Consider the following 9,702-nt stretch of genomic DNA (forward strand, 5'->3'; position numbering starts at 1 on the left):
TGACGAGACGCCCGGCCGCGCCGCGGCGCGGCCGGACAAACGAAACCTCCGAACGCACCCGAGGGAGCGGCGGGCAGACAAGAAGGCGAACGATCCGATGCTGCGGTTCCTGCTCATGCGCATCGCTTCTGCGATCCCCGTTCTCGCCATCCTCAGCCTGGTCACCTTCGCCATCATCCAGGCGCCGCCGGGCGACTATGCCGACTACATCAAATCGCAGCTGATCAATCAGGGCGGCGCCTCTTACGCGGAAGCCGAGGCTCAGGCGCAAGCTTACAGGGTGGAGCACGGCCTCGATAAGCCGCTGCCGGTGCAATATCTCAACTGGATCGGCGGCATCGTCACCCGCGGCGATTTCGGCTACAGCCTCTATTACAACAAGCCGGTGGCCGACGTGGTCGGCGAGCGGCTGCCGCGCACGCTGCTGTTGGCACTGGTCTGCCACCTGCTCGCCTCCATCCTCGGCATCACCTTCGGCATATGGGCGGCGACCAGGCAGTACAGCTGGGTCGACTCGGTGCTTTCGGTCATCTCCTTCCTCGGCATGACGGTGCCGCGCTTCCTGATGGCGCTGATCATCGTCTATCTGCTCGTCTTCCAGTTCAACGTCTCGGAGATCGGCTCGTTCTTCTCGCCGCAATATGGCGGCGCGCCATGGTCGTGGGCGAAGTTCGTCGATCTGGTGAAGCATGTCTGGCCGGTGGTGGCGATCGCGACCTTCGGCGGGCTCGCCTATAATATGCGCGTCATGCGCGGCAATCTGCTCGACACGCTGAACATGCAATATGTCGAGACTGCCAAGGCCAAGGGCCTGACCGGCGGCGCCGTCGTCATGCGCCACGCCGTGCCCAACGCGCTGCATCCCCTGATCATGTATCAGGGCGTGGTGCTGCCCTATATGCTGACCGGCGAGATCGAGACGGCAATCATCTTCGCGCTGCCCACCGTCGGCCCGGCGATCGTCGGCTCGATGGCGGTCGGCGACGTCTATGTCACGGCAACCTTCATGATGGTGCTGTCGGCGACGCTGATCGTCGGCAACATCATCGCCGACATGCTCCTGGTCCTGCTCGACCCGCGCGTGCGCCAGTTCGGGGAGCGCTAGATGCTGGCGCGCGACCCCTCCCCGCCCCCATCCCCTACGCCCTTGCCCGCAGAAGGCGTCACCGTCGCCGCGCCTATGCGCGGCAACGAAAGCTACATCGCGCTGGTCTGGCGCCGGCTGAAGCGTTCCTGGACCGGCATGGCCGGGCTGATCCTGGTGATGCTGCTTTTGATCATGGCTATCTTCGCCGATTTTCTGGCGCCAATGGACCCGAAGGCGACCGATGTCGCCTTCGCCCCGCCGCAGGTGATGAGTTTCCACGACAAGGACGGCAATTTCGTCTGGCAGCCGCGGGTCTATGCGCTGGCCGATTCCGCCGATCTCGATCCGGTCACCTTCCAGCCGATTGTCGGCCCCGACTACGACCACCCGCGCCTGCTCGGCTTCTTCGCCGAAGGCGCGCCCTACAGACTGTTCGGGCTGATCCCGGCCGACCGGCATTTCTTCGCCTCGACGGACGGCCAGCCGGTGCATTTCCTCGGTACCGACAAGTTCGGCCGCGATGTCCTGTCGCGCGCCATTCACGGCTCGCGCGTCTCGCTGATGATCGCGCTGACGGTGGTCTTCATCATCACGCTTATCGGCACAACGGTCGGCATGGTCTCCGGCTATTTCGGCGGCCGCTTCGACGTCTGGATGCAGCGCTTCGTCGAGCTGGTGCTCGCCTTCCCGCAGCTGCCGCTTTATCTGGCGCTGACGACGCTGATCCCGGTGACCGCGCCGACCAATGTGTTCTTGGGCTTCGTCATCATCGTCATGTCGGCGCTGGGCTGGGCGCAGATGTCGCGCGAGGTGCGCGGCAAGACGCTGGCCTTGGCGCGCATCGACTATGTGCGCGCCGCCATGGCGGTCGGCGCCACCGACCGGCGCATCATCCTGCAGCACATCTTCCCCAATGTGATGAGCCATGTGATCGTCGCCGTGACGATCGCGATCCCGACGGTCGTATTGCTCGAAGCCTTTCTCGGCTTCCTCGGCTTCGCGGTGAAGCCGCCGCTGATCTCGTGGGGCCTGATGCTGCAGGACACCGCGACCTATTCGGTCATCGGCACCTATCCCTGGATCCTGTCGCCGGTCGGCTTCGTGCTGGTCACCGTCTTTGCCTTCAACGCGCTGGGCGACGGCCTGCGCGATGCTGTCGATCCCTATTGAGGTGGCCGGGATGACGACGACCGCCCTCGCCGACAATTTCGCACCGGCCCTCAGGCTCGACCATGAGGTCCGCCATGAGCAGCCAATCATAGACGCGCGCAACATCGAGGTCGCCTTCAAGGTCGAGCACGGCACCGTCGAGGCGGTGAAGGACGTCTCGTTCCAGCTCTATCGCGGCGAGACGATCGCCATCGTCGGCGAATCCGGCTCCGGCAAGTCGGTGACGGCGCGCACCGTCATGGGCCTCTTGTCGCGGCGGGCGACCGTGTCGCCGCACTCCAGCATCGACTATTGCGGGCAGAACATCCTGAAATTCGCCGAAAGCGCGCGGCGCAAATTGCGCGGCAACCGCATCTCGATGATCTTCCAGGAGCCGATGAGCTCGCTCAATCCGATCTACACGGTCGGCAGCCAGATCGTCGAGGCGATCCGCGTGCATCGCAAGGTGAGCCGCAGGCAAGCCTGGGCACGCGCGCTGGAGTTGCTCAAGCATGTCCAGATCCCCGAGCCGGAAGCGCGGCTGAAACAATATCCGCACCAGCTCTCGGGCGGACAGCGCCAGCGCGTGATGATCGCCATGGCTTTGGCCAACGATCCGGACGTGCTAATCGCCGACGAGCCGACCACGGCGCTCGACGTCACTGTACAGGCGCAGATCCTCAACCTGATCCGCAACCTTCAGAAAGAGCTGAAGATGGCGGTGATCCTGATCACCCACGACCTCACCGTGGTGCGCAAATTCTCCGACTATGTCTATGTCATGCAGCATGGCGAGATGCGCGAGCACAATCTCACCGAACGCCTGTTCGCCAATCCGCAGCATCCCTACACGCAGCGGCTGCTTGCCTCCGAGCCGCATGGCCGCCCGCAGCCGCTGCCGGAAGGGTCCGGCGCCATTCTCGAGGCCAATGGCGTGCGCGTCTCCTACATGCTGCGCCACGGCAGCTTCATGAAGCCGGACTGGCGCGAGCTGGTAGCGGTCGACGATCTCGGCCTGAAACTCTGCCGCCACGAGACGCTCGGGCTGGTCGGCGAATCCGGCTCCGGCAAGACCAGTTTCGGCCAGGCGCTGATCCGGCTGACCGACACCAAGCGCGGTGAAATAAGCTTCGACGGCCAGCCGATCCAAAGCCTGTCGCGGGCCGAGATGCGGCCGCTGCGCTCGCGCATGCAGGTCGTGTTCCAGGACCCATTCTCCTCGCTCAATCCGCGCATGACGATCGGCCAGATCATCGAGGAAGGGCTGGTCGTCAACCGGATCGGCGCAACGCGGCGCGAGCGCGTCGAGCGGGTGCGCGAGGCGCTTATCAGCGCCGGCATGCCGGGCGATATCCTGTCGCGCTTCCCGCATGAATTTTCCGGCGGCCAGCGGCAGCGCATCGCGATTGCCCGCGCCATTGCGCTGGAGCCTGAATTCATCCTGCTCGACGAGCCGACATCGGCGCTCGACCTTTCGGTGCAGGCGCAGATCATCGACCTTTTGCGCAAGCTGCAGGACGAGCGCGGCCTGAGCTACCTCTTCATCTCGCACGACCTCAAGGTGGTGCGCGCGCTCTGCCATCGCGTCATCGTCATGCAGCACGGCAAGATCGTCGAACAGGGACCCGTCGACGAAGTCCTTTCCAATCCCAAGACCGCCTACACCGAACGGCTCGTCAGGGCCGCCTTCGACGTGGCGTAGCAAAGTGCCGGAGGTTTAGAAGTGGCAAAGAATCCCAGGATCACGTTCATCGGCGCCGGCTCGACGGTGTTCATGAAGAACATCGTCGGCGACGTGCTGCAGCGCCCCCCGCTGTCGGGCGCGACGATCGCCTTGATGGACATCAACCCGCAGCGGCTGGAAGAAAGCGCCATCGTCGTCAACAAGCTGATCGCGACGCTGGGTGTCAAGGCGAAGGCCGAGACCTATTCCGACCAGAAAATGGCGCTGGCCGGCGCCGATTTCGTCGTCGTCGCCTTCCAGATCGGCGGCTACGAGCCCTGCACCGTCACCGATTTCGAGGTGCCGAAGAAATACGGCCTGCGCCAGACGATTGCCGACACGCTCGGCGTCGGCGGCATCATGCGGGGCCTGAGGACCGTGCCGCATCTTTGGAAGATCTGCGAGGATATGCTGGCCGTCTGCCCCGAGGCGGTCATGCTGCAGTACGTCAACCCGATGGCGATCAACACCTGGGCGATCGCCGAGAAGTACCCGACGATCAAGCAGGTCGGGCTCTGCCATTCGGTGCAAGGCACGGCGATGGAACTGGCGCACGACCTCGACCTTCCCTATGACGAGATCCGCTACCGCTCGGCGGGCATCAACCACATGGCCTTCTATCTGAAATTCGAGCATCGCCAGCCGGACGGCTCCTACCGCGACCTCTATCCCGACCTGGTGCGCGCCTATCGCGAGGGCCGCGCGCCGAAGCCCGGCTGGAACCCACGCTGCCCGAACAAGGTGCGCTACGAGATGCTGACCAGGCTCGGCTATTTCGTCACCGAAAGCTCGGAGCATTTCGCCGAGTACACGCCCTATTTCATCAAGGACGGCCGCCCCGACCTGATCGAGAAATACGGCATTCCGCTCGATGAATATCCGAAACGCTGCATCGAGCAGATCGAGCGCTGGAAGGGCCAGGCGGAGGCCTATCGCTCGGCCGACCGCATCGAGGTGACGCAGTCAAAGGAATATGCCTCATCGATCATGAACTCGGTGTGGACCGGCGAGCCGTCGGTGATCTACGGCAATGTCCGCAACAATGGCTGCATCACCTCGCTGCCTGCCGATTGCGCGGCGGAAGTGCCCTGCCTGGTCGATGCGTCGGGCATCCAGCCTACTTACATTGGCGACCTGCCGCCGCAGCTGTCGGCGCTGATCCGCACCAACATCAATGTCCAGGAGCTGACGGTTAGGGCGCTGATCAGCGAGAACCGCGAGCATATCTACCATGCCGCGATGATGGACCCGCACACCGCGGCCGAGCTCGACCTCGATCAGATCTGGTCGCTGGTCGACGACCTGCTCGCCGCGCATGGCGACTGGCTGCCGGCCTGGGCGCGCGGCGGGAGGAAGAGCGTGGCTGCCTAGGCGCTCGCCTTCTCGCGCGCAACCGCCTGCCAGCCGATGTCGTGGCGGTAGAAGCCCTGTGGCCAGTCGATATGCTCGACCGCGGCGTAGGCCTTTGCCTGCGCATCGCCGACCGTCTTGCCGGATGCGGTGACGTTGAGCACGCGGCCGCCATTGGCGACGAGCGCGCCGCCATTGATGGCGGTGCCGGCGTGGAACATCTGGGCGCCGTCGCCTTCGGCTTCTTCGAGGCCGCGGATGACCGAGCCTTTTTCCGGCGTGCCGGGATAGCCGCGCGCCGCCATCACCACAGTGAGCGCCGCCTCGTCCGACCAGCGCACCGACATATGCGCGAGCTGACCGTCGACGGCGGCGTTAAGCAGGACGAGCAGATCGTCCTTCAGCCGCATCATCAGCACCTGGCATTCGGGATCGCCGAAGCGGGTGTTGTATTCGATCAGCTTCGGGCCTTGCCCGGTGATCATCAGCCCGGCGAACAGGATGCCGGCGAAGGGCGCACCGAGCTCGGCCATGCCGCGCATGGTCGGCTCGATGATCTCGCGCATGGTGCGCTCGGTCATCTCGGGGCTCATCACCGGCGCCGGCGAATAGGCGCCCATGCCGCCGGTGTTGGGGCCGGTGTCGCCATCGCCGACGCGCTTGTGGTCCTGCGCGGTGGCGAAAGGCAGCGCGGTGGTGCCGTCGCAGAGGCAAAAGAAGCTCGCTTCCTCGCCGGTCATGTATTCCTCGACCACCACTTCGGCGCCGGCCGCGCCAAAGGCGCCTTCGAAACAGGCGTCGAGCGCGGCGTTCGCCTCGTCCAGCGTCATGGCGATGGTGACGCCCTTGCCGGCGGCGAGCCCGTCGGCCTTGATGACGATCGGCGCGCCGACCTTCGCGACATAAGCCTTGGCCGAGGCAAGATCGCCGAAGCGGCCGTAGGCGGCCGTCGGGATGTTGAATTTTGCGCAGAGGTCCTTGGTGAAGCCCTTCGAGCCTTCGAGCCGCGCGGCCGCCTTGGACGGACCGAAGACGCGGATGCCGGCCGCGCGCAAATCGTCGGCGATGCCGGCGACCAGCGGCCCTTCCGGACCGACGACGACGAGGTCGATCTTTTTCTCCTTGCAGAAAGCGGCGACGGCGGCATGGTCGGCGACGTCGAGCTTGACCAGTTCGGCCAATTTGCCGATGCCGGGGTTGCCGGGCGCGGCATAAAGCCTGGTCAAAAGCGGCGAGGCGGCGATCTTCCAGGCCAGCGCATGTTCGCGGCCGCCCGAGCCGAGAAGAAGAACGTTCATGGCCACCTCTTGCTGCCGATCGTCTCTGCCTTGAACCCGCTATTGATCCGCGGGCGACGGGTCAAGGCACATTGGCATTTTGCCGGCAGTTGCGCACGGGAACATGGCCTTCATCAAGTTGTGATGAGCCGTGCACAACGGAGGTGGGGTCGGACGAAAGCTCAGCTCTGGTAGACGACGGGGAACCAGTCCTCGCGCAGCTTCTGGCCGGGCTTCATGTCGTGCCCCGGATAGGGCGGCGAGGTGCGGCCGGGACGCTCGACGTAGTGCGCGTCGTCGCCGACCCAGCGCAGCGACAGCGCCCGGCGCCGGGCCGAGGTCAGGTTGCCGCGCGCGCCATGCGCGGTGCGGAAATCGAACAGGATGGCGTCGCCCGGCTCCATCTCCCATTCCAGCACCTTCATCGACGGATCGTTGTCGGGATCGGGCACAGGCCGGTAGTCGCCCTCGCCGGCATAGAAATTGTCGTCGTTCAGCCAGCGCACCGGCAGCACCATCTTTTCCCATTTGTGCGAACCGGCGATCAGCCTCAGCGTCGCCTCCTTCACCGGATCGATCGGGATCCAGAAGCTCACCGTCTGGCTGCCGTCGACGAAGTAATAGGGGATGTCCTGGTGCCAGGGCGTCGGCTTCTGCGTGCCCGGCTCCTTGACCAGGACGTGATCGTGGAAAAACTGCGCGGTACGCGACTGCATGACCGAGGCCGCGAGTTCGGCGGCTGGCGATTCCCTGACAATCCGGACGAATTCCGGGATGCGCTCCCAGTTGCAGTAGTCGTCGAAGAAGCTGCCCTTGCCGCCGGCGATGTCGGAAGCGGTGGCGCTGCGATCGCGGATGTTGCGCTCAATGCCTTCGGCGATGACGTCGACCCAGGCCTTGAAGGCGCCGCGGATGCAGACCGCGCCGTCACGCTGGTAATCGGCAATCGTCGCGGCATCGATTTTGGGGCTGGCCATCATTCTCTCCTGCTGTTCGATGACCGACTATCGCAAGAGCGTCACATCACGTAAAATAATAACTTGTCATCCTGCTTATAGTTTTCTCCTATGAAATTCACACTCACCCAATTGCGCTATGTCGTTGCCGTGGCCCGCTATGGCAGCGTGACCATGGCGGCCCAGGCGCTGAATGTGTCGCAGCCTTCGATTTCCGTGGCGATCGACCATGTCGAGGATGCGCTCGGCCATAAAATCTTCGTGCGCCAGCGCGGCAGCGGCGTCGCGCTGACCTCCTTCGGCCGCGGCGCCGTGGCGAAGGCGTTGCAGGTGCTGGGCGAGGCGGACGAGCTCGCCGCGCTCGGATCGCGCGAGGCCGATGTCGGCGGCGAGCTGGTGCTCGGCTGTTTCGAGGACCTGGCGCCCTATTTCGCGCCGGCGCTGATGCGCGCCTTCGCCGAGCGCTGCCCGGCCGTCACCGTCGTCATCCGCGACGAGAGCTTCGAGACGCTGGGGCGGCGGCTGGCCGACAGCGCGGTCGATCTCGGCCTGACCTACGATCTCGGCCTTCCCGGGCATTTCAAGCGCGTGCTTCTGCATGAGCTTCGGCCGCATGCGCTTTTGCCCGCCGGCCATGTGCTGGCCGACAAGTGGAGCGTCAGCCTGGCGGAGCTGGCTTCGTATCCGCTGATCACCACCGACCAGCCGCATAGCTGGCAGCATATGCTGGACCTGTTCCTCAGCCGGGGCCTTGCGCCCCTCGCCCGCACGACGACAAGTTCGTTCGAATTGCAGCGCTCGATGGTGGCCAACGGCTTCGGCGTCGCCGTCAGCTATACGAGGCCTTTCGGCGACAAGAGCTATGACGGCCTCCCGCTGGTCTGCAAGCCCATCTCCGACCCGCTGCCGATGCAGCGGATCATCCTGACCCACGACACGCGCCGGCGCCTGTCGAAGGCAGCACTTGCCTTCATCGAGACAGCGAAAACCTGGTTTGCCTCACACGATGTTTTCAAAGCATGAGCGACAATGCGGCCGCTTGACGGCGCGTGCCGCGACTGCCACTCCAGCACGATGGAAACCATCCAGTCCAAAGCAGCCCAAGGCCGCGTCGCCGACGCGCCGAGCGGCCATTGGGTCTACCGCTTGCTGCCGCGCTGGTTCTGGCCCTATGCCCAGCTCGCGCGCTGGGACCGGCCGATCGGCTGGCAGCTCTTGCTATGGCCCTGTTGGTGGTCGGCGGCGCTCGCCGCCGGCGCCTATCCGCGCCCGACCGATCCGCTGCTGACGCTGTTGCCGGCGCCCTGGTACCTGTTGCTGTTCTTCATCGGCGCGGTCGCCATGCGCGGCGCCGGCTGCGCCTATAACGACATCGCCGACCAGAACATCGACAACCAGGTCGAACGCACGCGCTCACGGCCGCTGCCGGCCGGCAAGGTGACGCGCCGCCAGGCCTGGATCTTCGTCATCATCCAGGCGCTGGTAGGTCTCGCCGTACTGTTGCAGTTCAACAGCTTCGCCATTCCACTCGGCATCGCCTCGCTGGCGATCGTGGCGGTCTATCCGTTCATGAAGCGCATCACCAACTGGCCGCAATTCGTGCTGGGCTTGGCCTTCTCCTGGGGCGCGCTGATGGGCTGGGCGGTCGAGTTCGGCGACATCGATGGCCCGGCGATCATGCTCTATATCGGCTCGATCCTGTGGGTGATCGGCTACGACACAATCTATGCGCATCAGGACAAGGAAGACGATGCCATCGTCGGCGTGCGCTCGACGGCGCGGCTGTTCGGCGACAGCACCAAGCTCTGGCTCACCGGTCTTTATGGCGGCGCGCTGATCTGCTTCGCCATCGCCTTTGCTTCGGCGCAGGTGCCGGTGGTGGCGCTGGCCGGACTAATCGCCGCCGGCGCGCATATGGCGCGCCAGATCATCCGGCTCGACATCAATAATGGCGATCAATGCCTGAAACTGTTCCTGTCGAACAACCAGGTCGGCTGGCTGATCTTCCTCGGCCTGATCGGCGGGTCAGTATGGATTTGGCTGAAGCCGCTGGTGTAGCGGCTCTTTTTCCTTCTCCCCTTGCGGGAGAAGGTGGATCGGCGCGTCAGCGCCGAGACGGATGAGGGGTGTTCCAGCGGAGTGAGCCGTTGGCTTTCCCTG

8 protein-coding genes are annotated in these 9,702 nt (G+C 64.8%); 6 read left to right on the forward strand and 2 right to left on the reverse strand.

The annotated features are described in order from the left end of the window. The first annotated feature begins 97 nt into the window (after window positions 1-97). Genes FJ988_RS30405 through FJ988_RS30420 form a run of 4 tightly spaced genes read left to right on the forward strand, consistent with a single transcriptional unit; the run spans window position 98 to window position 5,330 of the window. The gene (locus FJ988_RS30405) at window positions 98-1,105 is read left to right on the forward strand and encodes an ABC transporter permease (RefSeq protein ID WP_140823023.1); all 1,008 of its coding nucleotides are present in this window, start codon (window positions 98-100) and stop codon (window positions 1,103-1,105) included. Next, window positions 1,106-2,257 (forward strand): ABC transporter permease, encoded by a 1,152-nt coding sequence (locus tag FJ988_RS30410; RefSeq protein WP_140823025.1) that lies wholly within the window; start codon window positions 1,106-1,108, stop codon window positions 2,255-2,257. It begins immediately after the preceding gene. A gap of 10 nt (window positions 2,258-2,267) precedes the next feature. Next, window positions 2,268-3,938, forward strand: a complete 1,671-nt coding sequence (locus FJ988_RS30415) for an ABC transporter ATP-binding protein (RefSeq protein ID WP_140823027.1) — start codon at window positions 2,268-2,270, stop codon at window positions 3,936-3,938. Window positions 3,939-3,959: 21 nt separating this feature from the next. Then, a complete protein-coding gene (locus FJ988_RS30420; RefSeq protein WP_140823028.1) occupies window positions 3,960-5,330 on the forward strand; it encodes an alpha-glucosidase/alpha-galactosidase in 1,371 nt (456 codons plus the stop codon). Here the strand turns inward: FJ988_RS30420 and purD are convergent. Together purD and FJ988_RS30430 are read right to left on the reverse strand one after the other, a co-directional pair. After that, a complete protein-coding gene (gene purD / locus FJ988_RS30425) occupies window positions 5,327-6,607 on the reverse strand; it encodes a phosphoribosylamine--glycine ligase (protein WP_140823030.1) in 1,281 nt (426 codons plus the stop codon). The genes FJ988_RS30420 and purD overlap by 4 nt on opposite strands. Window positions 6,608-6,768: 161 nt before the next feature. Then, window positions 6,769-7,563 (reverse strand): phytanoyl-CoA dioxygenase family protein, encoded by a 795-nt coding sequence (locus FJ988_RS30430; protein ID WP_407067745.1) that lies wholly within the window; start codon window positions 7,561-7,563, stop codon window positions 6,769-6,771. Between the two features lie 90 nt (window positions 7,564-7,653). On the opposite strand from FJ988_RS30430, the gene FJ988_RS30435 reads away from it, so the two are divergent. Together FJ988_RS30435 and ubiA are read left to right on the forward strand one after the other, a co-directional pair. Continuing rightward, window positions 7,654-8,565: a LysR family transcriptional regulator gene (locus FJ988_RS30435; RefSeq protein ID WP_140823034.1), complete on the forward strand. Its 912-nt coding sequence runs from the start codon at window positions 7,654-7,656 to the stop codon at window positions 8,563-8,565. A 51-nt stretch (window positions 8,566-8,616) separates the two neighbouring features. Then, entirely contained in the window at window positions 8,617-9,600 is a 984-nt protein-coding gene (gene ubiA, locus FJ988_RS30440; RefSeq protein WP_140823036.1) for a 4-hydroxybenzoate octaprenyltransferase, read from the forward strand. The last annotated feature ends 102 nt before the right edge of the window (window positions 9,601-9,702 follow it).

The organism is Mesorhizobium sp. CU3 (genome assembly GCF_006442965.1).
GTDB lineage: Bacteria > Pseudomonadota > Alphaproteobacteria > Rhizobiales > Rhizobiaceae > Mesorhizobium.

What these genes read in the sequence shown, in the direction of transcription:
- FJ988_RS30405 (WP_140823023.1), top strand. Translation starts at nt 98, where the DNA reads ATGCTGCGGTTCCTGCTCATGCGCATCGCTTCTGCGATCCCCGTTCTC.
- FJ988_RS30410 (WP_140823025.1), top strand. Translation starts at nt 1,106, where the DNA reads ATGCTGGCGCGCGACCCCTCCCCGCCCCCATCCCCTACGCCCTTGCCC.
- FJ988_RS30415 (WP_140823027.1), top strand. Translation starts at nt 2,268, where the DNA reads ATGACGACGACCGCCCTCGCCGACAATTTCGCACCGGCCCTCAGGCTC.
- purD (WP_140823030.1), bottom strand. Translation starts at nt 6,607, where the DNA reads ATGAACGTTCTTCTTCTCGGCTCGGGCGGCCGCGAACATGCGCTGGCC.
- FJ988_RS30430 (WP_407067745.1), bottom strand. Translation starts at nt 7,563, where the DNA reads ATGGCCAGCCCCAAAATCGATGCCGCGACGATTGCCGATTACCAGCGT.
- FJ988_RS30435 (WP_140823034.1), top strand. Translation starts at nt 7,654, where the DNA reads ATGAAATTCACACTCACCCAATTGCGCTATGTCGTTGCCGTGGCCCGC.
- ubiA (WP_140823036.1), top strand. Translation starts at nt 8,617, where the DNA reads ATGGAAACCATCCAGTCCAAAGCAGCCCAAGGCCGCGTCGCCGACGCG.